The organism is Alteromonas confluentis (assembly GCF_001757105.1).
GTDB lineage: Bacteria > Pseudomonadota > Gammaproteobacteria > Enterobacterales > Alteromonadaceae > Alteromonas > Alteromonas confluentis.
Genome location: NZ_MDHN01000037.1, coordinates 65,397 through 81,815, shown reverse-complemented (window position 1 = coordinate 81,815; position 16,419 = coordinate 65,397). Strand labels below are relative to the sequence as shown.

The following is a 16,419-nucleotide window of genomic DNA, read 5'->3' as shown; positions in this document are numbered from 1 at the left end:
AAATAACTATGCGCGTAAATATTTACCATAAATATCATACGCTTAATTTTCATGCAGGGAATTTATGCCAGAATTAATCTCATTATCTTTTTCAAAAACAAGGAGTTGAGTCAGGTAAAAATTACTACCAAATAGCAGTAGGCAGCACGGAAAATAACTTTTTTATGAGCGACGGTCGGATTACTTGTTTCTTGGTTTAATCGAACGCCCAGGTTTTTCACTCATCGGATCGTCAGGCCACCGGTGTTTAGGATATCGACCTTTCATTTCTTTCTGCACATCGAAGTAACTGCCCTGCCAGAACGCTTTAAGATCAGAGGTGGTTTGAATGGGTCGTCCGGCCGGCGACAATAATTCAATGGTCACAGTTTTGTTTCCGTCGGCGACTGTGACAGTTTCGGTTTGCCCGAACATTTCCTGTAATTTTACTGCAAGCATCACTTCGCCATCGGACCGATAAACCAACTTACGATTCTCGCCAGCAGGTACCGTAATACTCTCTGGCAGGAAAGTATCCATTGCATGCTGTTGTCCCCAGGGCAATGCCTGGTGACAAAGGTTTGCCCAGCCGAGACCTTCAAGCTGCTCCCAGCGGCGGAACTTCCCGAGTCGCTTTTTTAACTCGTCAGCTTGCAGTAAAGATAACGGCGAGTCTGCGGGCAGCCAATTTGCGTCGCCGTCGAATGCCTGCGGCTGCCGTAGTGAGTACTTACAAGCCAGTTGATATCTGTTCCACCATGTCCGGTCTTTTTCAGACATCGGCCAGTCATTCAAGAGCGTCGCTTCAAGAAGCTGATACCATGCCGTAGCGACTACGGTTTCACTTACCGAAGTCGCGGGTTCGCTACTCAACGTAATGTTATAAAAACCTTCAGTGGTTCGCGCCTCCATCTGCTTCTTCTGAGCATTGAAGATCATTGTTTCCCGGGCGCTAAAATGCTGCGGAAATAGTGTTCGCAAATCCGCTTCGGTTATCGGTTCTGCAGTGCGAATAATGACGTCACTTCCCAGAACCTGACCATCTAACACCACCAGCCAATCCGACTTCTCAATAACATTGTCTGGTAACTTGGCACCGCGGCCACTGGCAAGCTTATACTCGTTACCCTTGCGGCGATAAGCCACCCGAAATGGGAAAGCAACCGCGAGACACAGACTTAGCGCTCTGGCGGGCAATTTATCGGGCGAATGTTTTAACGCCGTCGCTATCAGTTTTGCGTACCGTCGGGCCTGACTTTTCATGCGTTCGACTGTAGAAGCGTCTGCGTGCTGAAGCCATGTTGAAAGGTGAATACCTGACGACTGCACAATATTCTCTTCAGCAACTGCTGCTATCCAACATGCCGCCTCTTTGATGGTGCCCTCTATAAACAGATCATTAAATTGCGAAGCCAGCGCCTCGGCTTTCATTAGCATTGCTGCGATAGCGGGTTGCGCGGGCACTTCGGCAATCTGTCGCCCGGTGGCTGTGAGGCTACCGCTATCATCAAGTGCATCAAGGGCTTGCAAACGCTGGGTCGCACCGTTGCACTGCGCTTTAGAAGGCTTGGTAAGCAAGGCCATGTCTTCGGGCTTGGTGCCCCATGCCAGCGCATCGAGATACAGCGATGTGATATCTTCACGCTGAATTTGCGGTACGGGAAAACCAGCCAGGCGATCTTGCTGCTCTTTACTCCATAACCGATACACCTTACCCGGCCCGAGTCGTCCTGCTCGTCCTTTTCTCTGAGTCGCTGATGCCTGAGAAATTAATTGGGTGTTCAGTTGGGTAAAACCATTGGACTGATGGAAGGTCGCTACATTTTCGAGGCCACTATCAATCACCACACGTATGCCTTCGATGGTCAGACTGGTTTCTGCGACATTGGTTGCAAGAATAACTTTTCTTCTACCATTTTCGTCCGGTTGAATTGCTGCCATCTGCCGATCTTTAGTAAGCGCACCGTACAGCTGATGAATCACACAATGAGACGACACATTTCGATCATGAAGCAAATTCGCAACCCGCCTGATAGCGCCGGTGCCCGGCAAAAATACCAGAATGTCGCCATCATCCAGATCTACGCTGTTTTTCACCGCGCGAGCCACGGCTTCATGCATTTGATGTGCAGCAGGCTGCCCAAGGTAGACCTCTTCCACCTCAAATTGTCGGCCTTCCGACTTTAACACTGCGGCATCGGGCAACAGCATTTTCAGCTCGTCCACATCGAGGGTGGCAGACATAACGATAACACCTAAGTCATCCCGCAAGCCCTCCTGCACTTCCAGCGTCAGCGCCAGGCCAAAGTCGCTATGCAGGCTGCGCTCATGGAATTCATCGAAGATGATCAGAGAAACGCCAGTGAGTTCGGGGTCGTTCTGAATGAGTCGGGAGAGTACGCCCTCGGTTACAATTTCAAGTCGGGTGGCGTTACTGGTTTTATTCTCACCGCGAATGCGGTAGCCCACCGTTTCTCCTACCTTCTCACCCAGCTGGGATGCCAGATAAGCGGCCAGATTGCGAACCACCACACGACGGGGCTGCAACATGATAATGCGCCCATTCACCGCCTCTAACAGCGCAAGAGGTAAAACCGTTGATTTACCCGCTCCCGGCGGCGCGCCGACAATCACATTGCCGGTTGCAACGGCATGGAGCAGTTCAGGAATAAGGGCACTGGCAGGCAAATCAGTTCTGGCGGCAGTCATAGTGCTTCAGTGTGGTTTATGTATGGCGCATTTTACCTGCCTGCCATGATTTTGCACGGGGCGAATGAGAGCAATATCGCAGTATGCTACATCACTCTATTTACGATTACTCTGGCGCTACCTTTATCAGCATATCTTCCACTGCCTGAATAACTGCTGAAGGAGCATCTGCGGGAATATCATGGGTCGCGCCCTCAACCACACGTATTTCACTGTTGTCAGAGAGAGCGGCCAACTCTTCTTGCAAAGCTGTCCATAAAGGACCAACCCCCTCGAAACGTGGATTACCTTCGTAGGCTTTATCATCGTGAGACAGCACAATCATGGGCAAATCACCAAAGTCATAGTCGAATTCATCCAATGGCGTGTAATTGCCTTTTTCCCGAACATAAGTTGAGAGCACGTGCGCCCAGCGAAGGCTGACATAATACGCGCTCGAATCAACTTCTCCTTCCTCCACGCCCGGCCTGAACATGGCCAGAATGTCATCCACACCAAACCAGGCTGTCCAATAGGCTTTCTGTTCCACTTCGGCAGGAATAGGGTCGAGCTTGCCACGCAGGATCTCGTGCTGATTTTCGTGGGCGGAGTCCACCAGAATAAGGCCGGCTATGTTCAAGTTCGCCACTTCACCAGTGTTGTTTAAAGCGCGATGCAGCGTGCGTCGAGCCAAAATACCGCCGTAGGAATGCCCAACGACAATCACTGGCTGGTCAGCGGCAACATGGGTAAGAATGGCTTGCTGCACCATCGATTTATCGTCGGTAGAGAAATCGGGGGCAATGTCATCACTGCCGCCATAACCTAAGCGATCGTAGTAACAAACCCGATTCGTTTGAGATAATTTTTCAGACAGCGATTTCCAGGTTTCATCTGAGCCTGAACCAAAGCCACTCTCAAAAAATATCAGCGGCGCCCCGTCGCCACTGCATACGTACCTTACCTGTTTACTATTTACCGACAGGTATTCACCGGGATAATGAGAAGAAGGAGAATGTACCCAGGCAGCCGCTCTTAGCACACCGTAAATAATCACAACTAGTAGAATGAGCAGTCCGATGCCTTTCAAAATTTTGTGCGTCATTGCCATGAGTCATTAGTCCTTTAATCATTGATCCCGGCTTAAACCGTTAACCTATCAATAACATATTAATTTCCAGACAACCAGATCGACGCCAGACTGATATACTCACACCCATGAGCGCCAGACGCCCTGTTTAAGTCGACATTAAAAGTGGTAAAAGCATTATGCGTAGTTTCATCGGACTGGACTTGTCCGCTAACAACAAACTTGCCCTGGCAGAATGGCGTGAGAAAGCCCTGCCGTCGGTGTCAGCCAAGCGACCTGAAGGATTACTGCCTAATCAGAAAAGTCCGCCGGTTTCGGTGCCGCCAGAGAACTATCACATCACCCTGGCATTTCTGGGTGACATCACTCCCCGCCAGCATGACGAATTACTTTCCATTCTGGATGAGCTCACAGCTGAGCCTTTTGACATTGAATTGGATACCACCGGCTACTGGGACGGCCCGAAAATTCTCTTTGCCGCGCCCTTTTCGCCTGAAAAGCCGCTGATGAAACTAGCAAAGGAAATCCGCAAAGCTGCCCGGGCCAGTGGTATTCCGGTAGAAAGTCGGGAATATCGCCCGCATGTTACTTTGGTGAGGAAAGCCACCAGCGAGGTTCCTGCTCCTTTACTCCCGCCGTCACTAAAATTGCACTGTCAGGATTTCCACTTTTTTGAGTCTGTTTCAACGCCTTCTGGGGTGCGGTATCCCATCCGACACTCCTGGTCATTGGAGCCGAATATTTCTGTCCGCGAGCGGCTTCGCCGGGGACTGCTATGAGATATATTAATTTCGGCTTTACAGATGCGCACCGCATGGTAAAACATGAGGCATATTTTTCAGAGTTATAATCATCATGCAGCACACGTTTCGTTTAGTTATCGATTGCCCTGATCAGGTTGGCCTGGTTGCACGGGTTTCTCAGTTCTTAGCCGACCATGGCGGTACCATTGTAGAAGCCAGCCATCATACCGATTTGCAAACCGGTCGTTTTTTCATGCGCCACGAAATTGGCGCAGACTCTCTTCGCTTAAACTACGACAGCTTCATCGAAGCTTTCACCCCGCTGGCCAACGAATTCCAGATGAACTGGAAACTCACGGATTCGCGCGCTAAGCAGCGCATGGCATTGCTAGCTAGCCTTGAGTCACATTGCCTGGTGGATTTGCTTCACCGCTGGCATACCGGTGAACTTCACTGTGATATTCCGGTAATTATCGGGAATCACCCGCAAATGAAACAGTTTGCTGACTGGTACAAAGTGCCATTCCGCTGGGTGGATTTCAAATCGTTAGGTAAAGAACAAGCGTTCTCTCAAATTGAAACCTTGCTCGAATCTTACAACATTGATTTAACCGTGCTAGCGCGCTTTATGCAGATTTTACCCGATACCTTGTGCCAAAAACTGCAGGGCAAAGCCATTAACATCCACCACAGTTTCCTACCTTCTTTTGCGGGTGCCCGTCCGTATCAGCAGGCTTACGATCGCGGTGTAAAGCTGATTGGTGCAACTTGCCACTACGTCACCAAAGATCTCGACGAGGGGCCAATCATCGAGCAAAGCGTGAAGCGTATCAGCCATAGCGACAGTGCAGCAGATATGGTGCGCAAAGGGAAAGACTGCGAAGTAAATGCCCTCGCCCACGGCGTGCGTAATCACCTGGAAGACCGGGTGATCATTCATCGCAATAAGACGGTTGTTTTTGCTTAAGACGCTTTTGCGTAAAGGTAAAGTAACTCGCCTCAGGTAGTGCCCGTCGTCGCTATATAGCGATGTGATCAGCATTCCAGTAGACTGGAATGCTGATAATAACGACGATGGAATGAACCATGGGAAACTTTAAAACCTCACTAACGGCTCTGGCCGTTGCTCTGTCCCTTACCGCTTGTTCTGATCAGGCTGCCAATGAATCAGCGACTACCGCTGCTGCACCGCAAACAACACAAACCCAGCAAGCCAGTGAATTTAGCAATGTGCTACTGCAAGAGTTCCCCGGCCCCTACGGCGGTGTACCACAGTTCGACAAAATGAAGGTTGAAGATGTAAAACCAGCCCTGCGCAAAGGGATGGAGTTGAACCTCGCTGAAATTGAAGCGATTGCCAATAATCCAGAGCCCCCCACATTTGAAAATACTATTGTGGCCATGGAACGCGCAGGCAGTGCACTTAGCCGCGTGTTTAAATATTACGGCATTTTTAGTTCCAATAAATCGAGCCCAGAGTTCCGCGCCGTGCGCACGGAGATGTCTCCAGAGCTGTCGGCCTATTCAACAAAAATTACCCAGAATGAAGCCTTGTTCGAGCGTGTAAAAGCCGTATATGAAAGCGAAGAACTGCAAAGCATGGGCGAAGAGGAAAAGCGTGTAGTTAGTAATGTTTACAACGGTTTTGCTCGCAACGGTGCCACTTTAGATGCCGAAGGCAAAGCGCGCTATGCTGAAATCAGCAAAGAGTTAGCTGGTCTATATAACAAGTTTTCCAGCAACGTGCTGCATGATGAAGAAAACTATGTCACTTACATCACTGAAGATCAACTAGGCGGATTACCCGATTCATTTATTAAGGGTGCCGCTACGGCAGCTAAAGAACGTGGCCACGAAGGTGAGTATGCAATCACTAACACACGATCATCCATGGACCCGTTCCTCACCTACAGCACCAATCGCGAGCTGCGTGAGAAAGTGTGGAACACCTACTACAACCGTGGTGACAATGGCGATGAGTTTGATAACAACGACGTTATCAAGCAAATCCTAACGTTGCGTGATGAGCGTGTAGAACTGCTTGGCTACGACAATTATGCCCAGTGGCGCTTAGAAGATCGTATGGCTAAGACACCTGAAAATGCCATGGATCTGATGATGAAAGTGTGGCCTGCAGCCATTGCACGCGTCGACGAGGAAGTCGCCGACATGCAGGCGATTGCCGACGAAGAAGGCGCAGACATCACTATCGCACCGTGGGATTATCGCTTCTATGCTGAGAAAGTCCGTCAGGCAAAATACGATCTCGATTCCAATGAAGTAAAACAATATCTGCAGTTAGATAAGTTACGTGAAGCGATGTTCTACGTAGCCGGTCGTTTGTTCAACTTCGACTTTACACCAGTACCAGAAGGAAAAGTGCCCGTTTTCCACCCTGACGTGAAAGTGTGGGAAGTGAAAGACAAAGACAGCGGTAAGTTGATTGGTTTATGGTACCTCGACCCGTTTGCTCGTCAGGGTAAGCGCTCTGGCGCCTGGGCAACCACGTATCGTAGTTACACCACCTACGATGGCGAAACAACCGTACTGGCCTCTAACAACTCAAACTTCGTGAAAGGGCCGGAAGGCGAGCCAACGCTGATTTCCTGGGATGACGCTAACACGTATTTCCACGAGTTTGGTCACGCACTGCACTTCCTGTCGGCAGATGTAAAGTATCCAACGTCACATTCCGGCGTTCGTGATTACACCGAGTTCCAATCTCAATTGCTGGAACGTTGGCTTACCACTGACGAAGTGATCAACAACTATCTGGTTCACTACAAAACCGGCGAGCCAATCCCAGCAGAACTGGTGCAGAAAATTAAAAATGCCGCCACGTTTAACTCAGGCTTCGGCACCACTGAGTACATGGCATCCGCTATTATGGATTTGCTGTATCACACCACGGATCCTGACAAAATTGATCCCGATGCTTTCGAGCGCGAACAGTTAGCTAAACTGAATATGCCAGAAGAAATCGTGATGCGTCACCGCAGCACCCAGTTTGGTCACGTATTCTCTGGTGAAGGATATTCATCAGGTTACTACGGCTATATGTGGGCCGATGTATTGTCTTCCGATGCCGCTGAAGCTTTCCGTGAAGCGCCAGGCGGTTTCTACGATAAGGAAGTGTCTGCGAAGCTGGTTAAATACCTGTTCTCTGTACGTAACGCAATGGACCCAGCAGAGGCGTATCGCAAGTTCCGCGGTCGCGATGCAGAAGTAGATGCATTGATGCGAGACCGCGGCTTCCCGGTTCCAGAAGATAAGTAAGTAACCACTTGCATATAAGAAAGGGGGCGATGAAATCATCGCCCCCTTTTTATTGAAACCGGCCTCTCAGTCGATATCAGAAACTAATTCGGTAACCCAGTTGCAGTTGATTGTCGTAACTTTTATCCCAGTTAAGCGCCAAATCCGAAGTATTGCCTAACCACGTCTCACGTCGCATAGCAAAAGACAAAACATGATCTTCTTTGAAGCCATCGGTTTCGAGGTAAACGGATAGCGTGCGACTATCTGGTAACGCCAATGACCCGCTCATGGGTAAATCAAGGTCGTGGGCTGGACGTAAGCCTGTTGCGATGCCGTAACGAAAATCTTCATTATGCCACCACGAGATCACTTCGTAAGAACGGGATGTTACACGTTGATTGAAAACACCAAACTCTAATACCCCTCTGCCGTAAAGGGCCAGGGTTTCAACGCTTGTATTGTCTGAAAGCTGTAAAGACATACTGAGTTTGTAGTCTTTCTGCTGACAGCCATTAAACTTGATTTTGTTCTTGGTAAGTGAAACGGCAAATTGCTTTGAGACTTCGAGGTGCTTTTTCAGCCAAGCCTCCGTTTTCTCACTGAACAAAGAGCCAGCATGAACCTGAAATGTGCTCAGCGAAGCAAAAATCGCTAGAGATGCAACAAACTTCAACATTGCCAGCTCCCTTTTCATAATTGGTTAACGCAGCACATCGCTGCAATCGATGAACTGAGTATAAGAAAAGGTGAGAGACTTTGGGTATAAAATTAGATTATCAATTAGTCTAAAACTATACCCTTATAATCGGCATCTGTTGATTTTTAAAACAATTAGTGGATTTTCAGTACTGCGATTTTTGCAGAAGTATATGGAGAACTTTCTTGTGTGAGCCAGATATTGCCATTTGGCGCATGACAAACGCCTTCTACTTGCGCAAATTGCGGCAGCATATGAACGCCGGTAACTTGATACTCATTGCTAATCGTGGCGATAAACGGCTTAAACATGCCCAGTGCGTTACTGCGATACCCCACCAGCGCATATTCCTGCTTCTCTTCGCTCCAGTCTACGCCAGTAACAACACCTGGTAACCCTTCAACGTTTGCGATTGGCGAAAGCGCTTGTTTGGCTTTGATGTCCTGCACGTTATACACATGTGCGGTCTCTGTCGCCCAGCTCTTTGAGAAAATCTGCAGTTTACCGTCACGCATAGTCATTGCTTCACCGTCGTAATCGTGGGCGTAAGGCACATTGTCTGCAGGCTTATTACCGGTATACGTGAAGCGCAATTTTTCTGTTTTCGAACTGTCTTTGCGATCTATTCTGTATATCTTGAGGTTTTTTCGTTTACCGGCGTTATTGCCAATATCACCGATATACAAATAATCTTCATTTCCCGTGATGGTTTCCCAATCCTGGTTAGTGATATCCAGCTCTGCTTTTCCGGTAATTTTACCCAATTCGTTTATGGTGAACAGTTCCGGCTTATTGCCAGAATCGTTAATTGAGAACGCGCCTCCGTCTATACAGAACAGACCTGAGGTTTCTTTTAGTGCATTATCCAGAGAATAACTGGACAGTACCTCAACCCCTCGCTGGGTATCTGCTGACACGGAGCAACCCGTCATCAGGAACAAAGGGCTCAATAACAAAAAAATACGATTCACAATTACTCTCTTTGACAGAAGGGCCTAAGCTATATTAGCTATAGATAATTAAAACAATATGATAAGAACAAACTTCAGTACTATGCACGCAGGTAGCGACGTTATGCAACCTTTTGAAAGTAAATCCGGTTCGTCCTGCAAGCAGTATAAACAAGCCATATAACAATAAGATGCCAAATTTGTTTAATGGCGGAAAACTTAAGGTAAAAAGGAAAATAACGTGTCAGACCCTTTACTGAGCCTCGTCACCGTTGGACTACTGTCGATTTGCTGCCAGTTCCTGGCCTATAAAATTCGGTTACCGGCTATCTTGCCGCTACTCATTGTCGGCATTATCGTCGGTCCCACATTTCACCTACTGGATGCCGATGCACTGTTTGGCGATCTGTTATTCCCAGTGGTCTCACTGTCTGTAGCAATTATCCTGTTCGAGGGCGCATTAACGCTCAAGTTCAGCGATATCGCCGGTCATGGCAACATGGTGAGAAACCTGTGTAGCGTAGGTGTTTTGGTTACCTGGGTAATAGCAGCACTTGCCGCGCATTTTAGCTTGGATCTGTCATGGCAGCTTTCAGCACTTTTTGGGGCCATAGTCACTGTAACGGGCCCAACGGTTATTGTTCCGATGATTCGGACAGTAAGGCCCAAAAGTAATATCGCCAACATTCTTCGTTGGGAAGGCATTGTTATAGACCCCATCGGGGCCTTACTAGCGGTTCTGGTTTACGAGTATATCGTGGCGTCACAAGACACCGCGCTTATGCACACCCTCATCGCCTTTGGTAAGACGGTAGGATTGGGCACCATTTTTGGTCTTGCTGGTGGTTATCTGCTTGGTATTTCACTAAGAAAAGAGCTCATTCCGCATTATCTGCAAAATACTGCCGTACTCACCCTTATCCTTGGCATTTTCGCCATTTCAAACGCGCTTGCCCATGAGTCAGGCCTGCTGGCAGTGACTATTGCGGGTATGGTGCTGGCAAATATGAAAGATGTGGATGTTGAAGACATCCTGGAATTTAAGGAAACACTCAGTGTGTTGCTTATCTCCGGATTATTTATCATTCTCGCATCACGACTCGACCTGAACGCCGTTATGGAAGTCGGTTCTGGGGTGTTTGTGGTGTTGATTGCCATTATGTTTGTCGCGCGACCGCTTTCAGTACTCGCTTCATCGGTAGGAACCGGACTAAACTGGCGTGAATTGGCACTGATCAGCTGGATTGCACCCCGAGGTATCGTCGCCGCTGCGGTATCAGCACTGTTTTCTCTGCAGTTGGAAGAAATAGGTTATGAGGGCGCAGGCGTTATTGTGCCAATGGTTTTCGTGGTCATTATTGCCACCGTGGTGGTACAGAGCTTGTCCTCTAAATATGTGGCAACGTTCCTGAAAGTGCGTTCGCCAGCCCCTAATGGTTTTCTCATTTTTGGTGGGAGCAAATTCAGCCGACTTCTTGCAAAGGAATTGCAGAGCCACAACTTACCGGTTTGCATAGCAGACACGAACTGGGATGCTATTCGGGAAACCCGCATGATGGATATTCCTGCTTATTTCGGTAACCCTATGTCAGACCATGCTGCCCGAAGCCTCGAGCTTAACCTCTTCGGCACGGTACTGATCATGTCGCCCTACAAACAACTTAATCCAATGATTGCCTATCACTTTGAGTACACCATGGGGAAAGATAAGGTTTGGGGACTTACCAACAATGAGCAAACGGCAAGACCTAGCCATCAGGTCAGTACTCAGTATGCGAAGAAAATGGCATTGTTTGACGAGGGTGTAACGTATGGCTATCTGGCAACGGCGGTCACTCGCGGTGCCAAAGTTAAGACAACCCGCCTGAGTGAAGAGTTTAGCTTCGCCGATTATACTAAACAGTATGGTGACAGAGCGGTACCCTTGATTGCATTTGATGAGAATGGGCGTACTCACACCTTCCTTACCGGGAAAGCGCTGGAGCCAAAAGCGAACTGGAAATTGATAAGTCTTATTGTTCCTGACAGTGAACCTGTCTGAGATCTGATGCCAGAACAGCACCCTACCTTTCGGCAGGGTGCCTCTCCCTGGAAAAACGAGTAATCAAGTGCTCCCCTCTATTATTATTATTGGATGCGTTGTTGTTTATTTTTTGCTTGATTAGCGTCGTCGGCCATATAAAAGCAAACACAGTGCCAAATGTAAAAAAGCCTAAAGAAACATAAACGTAGTTAAAATCTTGATGAATAATCAAGCAATCAAAAAATCAGCCGCACCAAATTGGTGCCCATAAAACTCTTATTCGCACTAATGCTGGTCACAGGGAACGAATGACTTCGATGGTTTTTTCTACAGCGCCTTGATTAGCCCTTAACACAGCGTAGCCAGCCTCACCCGACTGTTTCGCTTTGGCAGGGTCTGCCAGCAGTGATTGGCAACAGGTTGCCAGTGCCGTTGCGTCATTAACGATAAACAACGCGCCATTGTCCTGCAGGTACTGACAAATTACGGGGTTGTTATAGGTGTTTGGCCCCATGATGACGGGTAACTTTACTGCTGCGGGTTCCAGGGCATTGTGTCCGCCTCTGTCCGCCAGACTCCCCCCCACAAAAGCGATGCTGGCAACCTGGTAAGCAGCATTCAGTTTGCCCATTTCATCCACCAATAGCACATCGGTTTCCGGTGTCACCAGCCCGCCTTCAGAGGAAAAGACGGCCTGCATTTTTTCTTCCGTCAGCAATTTTTTTACCGTATTAAAGCGCTCAGGATGCCTGGGTACCAGGATTAACAACAACGGCGGGGATTCACTTTTTAATTGCTGGTAGGTGCGGATCAGCGCGAGTTCCTCAGTATCGTGGGTACTGCCACCAATGAGTACGGTGCGGGAATCGCGACTGACGCCATGAAAATCTGACAGCACGCTACCGGCAGACACGGCCTGATCAAATTTGATGTTGTTGGTAAGCGTCAGCTTTGGCTTATCTAAGCCAAGGAACAGGTAGTTATCAAAATCCCGTTGGCCCTGAGCACAAACATGACTGATTTTATGCAACATGGGAGCGAACAGTATGCTGAGTTTTTTATAGCGCCTTGCGGAGCGGTTCGTCATGCGGGCATTAACCACAACCACTGGAATGTGACGCCGCCAACAACAATGAATGAAGTTGGGCCATAATTCCACTTCGGTAATCAATACCATTTTGGGTTTAACCCGGCGAAGCATGCCAGACATGGCCATGTGAAGATCGTAAGGCAGATAAAAATGATGTACCGCATCACCGAAAATATCGCGTACCCGTGCAGAGCCTGTTGGCGTGGTTGTGGTGATTGTTATGGATGTTTCTGGCTCATCGCGCATTATTTTTTTAATCAATACCGATGCGGCGACCACTTCCCCCACCGACACGCAATGGAAAAGATACCCACCAGTTTTTGCCGGGCGACGCACAAAACCAAATCGCTCGAATCGGCGATGATTATAGTCTTTGTTGCGCTTGCGGCCTCGAATCATCAGGTTGATAAACGCAAAGGGAACAATCAGCGCCAATACCAACGAATAAAACCAGCGAAACGCATTCTGGCCCAGGGTTGGTCGGTAAGTGTCGCTAGGGCGTGTCATTAGTTACTTCCTGTCGTCATTAAAATGTCGCGAATGCATGCTTAACTGCTAAGTCAGAGAGTTTGTTAGTTCGCTTATTTATGTCAGATGCCCCAACACAACCAAGCGTTCTTTTCGTAAAGTTAAGCGCTATCGGCGACATTGTAATGGCCTCGGGTTTACCGGCCAACATAAAATCAACGTTTGATGACAGCCGTATTACCTGGCTGGTTGAATCCCCATATCAAAAATTCGTTGCTGCACACCCGCATATCGATGACGTGATCCCGTGGCCGAAGGCTGAATGGTCTGCACTAGCAAAAAATAAGCAATGGGTTACTTTGTTTAACGCAGTACGGAGTTTCCGACGTGAACTCAGGCAACGCAACTTTACCGTTGCCATTGATGCTCAAGGGTTACTTAAGAGTGCTTTGCTGTGCTGGTTGTCAGGCGCAAAACGGCGCATCGGCTTTAAAAGTAAGGAACACAGTGAATGGCTGCTGACCGAGTCTATTGCAAAGCCGCAAAGCGATGATATCTGCTCTGAATATAAAGCGCTAGGGCGTTACCTGGGAGCGAACCGCTACCAGATGAACCTGCCAGCACCGGCAAGCGCTTATGCTGAACTGAATGTAAAGGTAGAGGCTTCCCTTATCCATAAGCCGTTCATTGCCATCTGCCCGTTTACCACACGCCCACAAAAGCACTGGCCTCACGGCCACTGGCAACAACTAATTAAGGATTTTCGTGCAACGTCGGCAATGCCCATTGTTATTCTCGGCGGCCCTGGCGACCAGGAAAAGGCAGCGGAACTTGCCGCCGTAATCGATGATGTTATCGTCGTTGCCGGGCTGCTTTCTCTGGAAGCCAGCGGCGCATTACTTTCACAGGCTTATGCAGTGATTGGCGTAGACACCGGGCTCACGCACCTGGCCATTGCACACGACCGCACCACTTTGACCCTGTTTGGTTCTACTTGCCCCTACCGGTTTACCGATACCCCTAACGCTACCGTAATCTTTAAAGCCCTTCCCTGCGCACCGTGCAAACGCAGACCAACCTGCGATGGGGCCTATATCTGCATGAGCAACATACAGCCAGACGACGTGCTTAAATGGCTGGAGAGACTGTTATGACACTGCGTATTTTGCACATTGAGTTGGGTCGCCAGCTTTACGGCGGGGCAAAGCAAGTTGAATATCTTATTCGTGCACTCGACCCTTCGCAGCATACAAACCTTCTGGTTTGTTCGGCGGGCAGTGCGATGTCGTCGCTGGCGCTGGATAATTGTGAGGTTTTACCTCTGCCCTGTGCCGGAGATATAGATTTACAATTTCCGTTCCGACTACATACCTGCATACGGCAACATAAGCCCGATATTGTGCATGTGCATAGTCGCCGTGGCGCAGATGTGTGGGGTGGCATTGTCGCGCGTTATAATAATCTGCCTGCCCTATGCACCCGCCGTGTAGATAACCCTGAGTCATCCATCGCTAAATATAAATATCGTCAGTACGATGCGGTTGTGAGCATTTCTGAAGGTGTTCGACAAGTGGTGGGAAAACACTGTCAGGACAGTCGTCAGGAAGTGATTCACTCGGCGGTTAACCAACACGACTTTAGCTATACACACACCCGCCAGTGGCTGGAATCCACCTACCACATTCCTCCAGGCACCCGGATCATTGCTAACTTTGCCCAGCTTATTCCCCGAAAAGGCCAAGCAGAGTTGATTGCAGCTATGGACAAAGTAACAGCACATCACGACAACGTGGTCTGTTTGTTGTTCGGTAAAGGTAAGCAGCATGATAGCTATCGACGTCTTATCGATTCTTACGGACTGCATGGCAAAGTCAGACTCTGCGGATTTACCGACGATGTTCCGCGAATTTTACCGGCTATCGATATCATGGCCCACCCTGCTCACGCCGAAGGACTTGGCGTAATTTTACTGCAAGGGGCCGCGTGTAAACGGCCCATGGTGAGTTGTCCTGTTGGCGGCATTCCAGAAGTTATCATTGACGGCAAAACCGGTTTACTGGTGCCGCCTGGCGATAGTGCCGCATTGGCTAATGCCCTGCTCAAACAGCTAGATGATCCGGCAACAGCCCAACGTTTAGGCAACGCGGCTTACCACCATATTGAAGCTCACTTCACGCCAGCTGTGATGGCTCGCCGCTACGCTTCTCTCTACCAGGCGCTCACTTCGAAAAAGGGTTAACGCACTGCGCCCACCTCACCAAGCAAGGAGAGCGCGTTATCGGTAACCGCATCAACGGATAAATCGGCCACTATGGTGTCTGAAAACAAGCGACAGTTCGCCGATGGCGGGCACCAGTGGGCTGACGCGTTGCGCATGAGCACACATTGCGGTACGGATAACGCCTCTGCAAAATGCATAATGGCAGTCTCAACGGTAAGAACACAATCAGCCTGATATATCATGGCCGCAAGTGACTGCACACCTGCCTTTGCAGTGAACGCCACGGCAGGAATTTGATGATGGCTTACGATTGCTTCTGCTTTGCCCGTAAAATCTTCAATGAGATGGGGAGGTGCATTCAGAACAAACAAATAGTCAGGATATTGCCCATGCAACCGCTGAATCACCGCTTCCATTTTATCCCAGGGATAGTCGCGCTTTGCGGTGGTAGAGATAGTATTCACCAGCATCATCCGCTGGGTACCAAACTTATTGTGCCAGCGCTGCAGCACGTTACCAGCCAGGGTTTTCGCATCAGCTTCAACGGTTAAAGAGGCAATAGCAGGTGCACTGTGTAACCCCGCCAGTTGAGCAAAATTATCACCGTATTTAGCCAGGATTGGTTTTTGCCCATCCCGTTTGTTATTACGATAACAAGCATCAAGGCCCGCAAACTTCCAGGGTTGTAGCCAATCCAACGACTTCTGATTTACAACACCAGCACAATATCCTGATTTGCCAGCAATCTCTTTTGCCGCACTGGCGAAGCGCTCACTACGTAGATTGGCAATAAACAAGACGGCATCGTAGCCACGGTTTTTTGCTTCCTCCAACACATCCTTGCGGTGAGCAATACTGGTGGCTTGAGGGTAAAGACGAGTAATAAAAGTCTCATCTTTCATCCAATTGGAAAGGAAATCCGAGCGCCCTTTCTGCCAGTCTTTCCCTTTCGTGCGAAAATCATCTATCCATAGATCAATCTCTGCATTGGGATACTGCTCCGACAGCATTTGAAGATAAGTTCGCTGATAAAGATAATCACCGATGGCCATATGGCTCATATAAAGAATTTTGCTGGCAGAAGAAAGCCGGTTGGCTATAGCCGGGTTCACATTCTTGTCCTTTTGGTGCACTTTGCGTGAAAGCTTGGATTTAGGCGCAAGACGGCATGGTAAACGACAAATACGACGAGATGATTAAAGGGATGTAAAG

Annotated in this window: 12 protein-coding genes; 6 read left to right on the top strand and 6 right to left on the bottom strand. The window is 48.8% G+C overall.

Translation table 11 applies throughout. The annotated features are described in order from the left end of the window. Nucleotides 1-180: 180 nt before the first annotated feature. A complete protein-coding gene (gene hrpB / locus BFC18_RS15495; protein ID WP_070126463.1) occupies nt 181-2,688 on the bottom strand; it encodes an ATP-dependent helicase HrpB in 2,508 nt (835 codons plus the stop codon). A 106-nt stretch (nt 2,689-2,794) separates the two neighbouring features. After that, a complete protein-coding gene (locus tag BFC18_RS15490) occupies nt 2,795-3,778 on the bottom strand; it encodes an alpha/beta fold hydrolase (protein ID WP_083273131.1) in 984 nt (327 codons plus the stop codon). 158 nt (nt 3,779-3,936) lie between these two features. On the opposite strand from BFC18_RS15490, the gene thpR reads away from it, so the two are divergent. From thpR to BFC18_RS15475, 3 genes are all read left to right on the top strand, one after another. Beyond that, the gene (gene thpR, locus BFC18_RS15485; protein WP_070126462.1) at nt 3,937-4,536 is read left to right on the top strand and encodes an RNA 2',3'-cyclic phosphodiesterase; all 600 of its coding nucleotides are present in this window, start codon (nt 3,937-3,939) and stop codon (nt 4,534-4,536) included. 76 nt (nt 4,537-4,612) lie between these two features. Continuing rightward, nucleotides 4,613-5,467, top strand: coding sequence for a formyltetrahydrofolate deformylase (gene purU / locus BFC18_RS15480; protein ID WP_070126461.1), 855 nt, complete (start codon nt 4,613-4,615; stop codon nt 5,465-5,467). 119 nt (nt 5,468-5,586) lie between these two features. Beyond that, on the top strand, nt 5,587-7,776 hold the full coding sequence (locus tag BFC18_RS15475; RefSeq protein ID WP_070126460.1) for a M3 family metallopeptidase: 2,190 nt from the start codon (nt 5,587-5,589) through the stop codon (nt 7,774-7,776). 76 nt (nt 7,777-7,852) lie between these two features. Here BFC18_RS15475 and BFC18_RS15470 read toward each other — a convergent pair whose 3' ends face one another. Further along, complete coding sequence (locus BFC18_RS15470) at nt 7,853-8,434, bottom strand: hypothetical protein (RefSeq protein WP_083273130.1); 582 nt, start codon at nt 8,432-8,434, stop codon at nt 7,853-7,855. Between the two features lie 155 nt (nt 8,435-8,589). Next, nucleotides 8,590-9,426 carry a hypothetical protein gene (locus BFC18_RS15465; protein WP_083273129.1) on the bottom strand — a complete coding sequence of 279 codons (837 nt, stop codon included), beginning with the start codon at nt 9,424-9,426 and terminating at the stop codon, nt 8,590-8,592. A 220-nt stretch (nt 9,427-9,646) separates the two neighbouring features. On the opposite strand from BFC18_RS15465, the gene BFC18_RS15460 reads away from it, so the two are divergent. Next, nucleotides 9,647-11,446: a cation:proton antiporter gene (locus tag BFC18_RS15460; RefSeq protein WP_070126459.1), complete on the top strand. Its 1,800-nt coding sequence runs from the start codon at nt 9,647-9,649 to the stop codon at nt 11,444-11,446. Nucleotides 11,447-11,723: 277 nt separating this feature from the next. Here the strand turns inward: BFC18_RS15460 and waaA are convergent, their stop codons facing one another. Then, nucleotides 11,724-13,025: a lipid IV(A) 3-deoxy-D-manno-octulosonic acid transferase gene (waaA, locus tag BFC18_RS15455; RefSeq protein ID WP_070126458.1), complete on the bottom strand. Its 1,302-nt coding sequence runs from the start codon at nt 13,023-13,025 to the stop codon at nt 11,724-11,726. Between the two features lie 146 nt (nt 13,026-13,171). Here waaA and BFC18_RS15450 point away from each other — a divergent pair, with 146 nt between their 5' ends. Together BFC18_RS15450 and BFC18_RS15445 are read left to right on the top strand one after the other, a co-directional pair. Then, nucleotides 13,172-14,140, top strand: coding sequence for a glycosyltransferase family 9 protein (locus BFC18_RS15450; RefSeq protein WP_245680408.1), 969 nt, complete (start codon nt 13,172-13,174; stop codon nt 14,138-14,140). Then, nucleotides 14,137-15,225 (top strand): glycosyltransferase family 4 protein, encoded by a 1,089-nt coding sequence (locus BFC18_RS15445; protein WP_083273128.1) that lies wholly within the window; start codon nt 14,137-14,139, stop codon nt 15,223-15,225. Before BFC18_RS15450 ends, BFC18_RS15445 begins: the two co-directional genes overlap by 4 nt. Here the strand turns inward: BFC18_RS15445 and BFC18_RS15440 are convergent. Then, nucleotides 15,222-16,319 (bottom strand): glycosyltransferase family 9 protein, encoded by a 1,098-nt coding sequence (locus tag BFC18_RS15440; protein ID WP_070126456.1) that lies wholly within the window; start codon nt 16,317-16,319, stop codon nt 15,222-15,224. The two genes, BFC18_RS15445 and BFC18_RS15440, sit on opposite strands and share 4 nt — an antisense overlap. Nucleotides 16,320-16,419 lie beyond the last annotated feature (100 nt).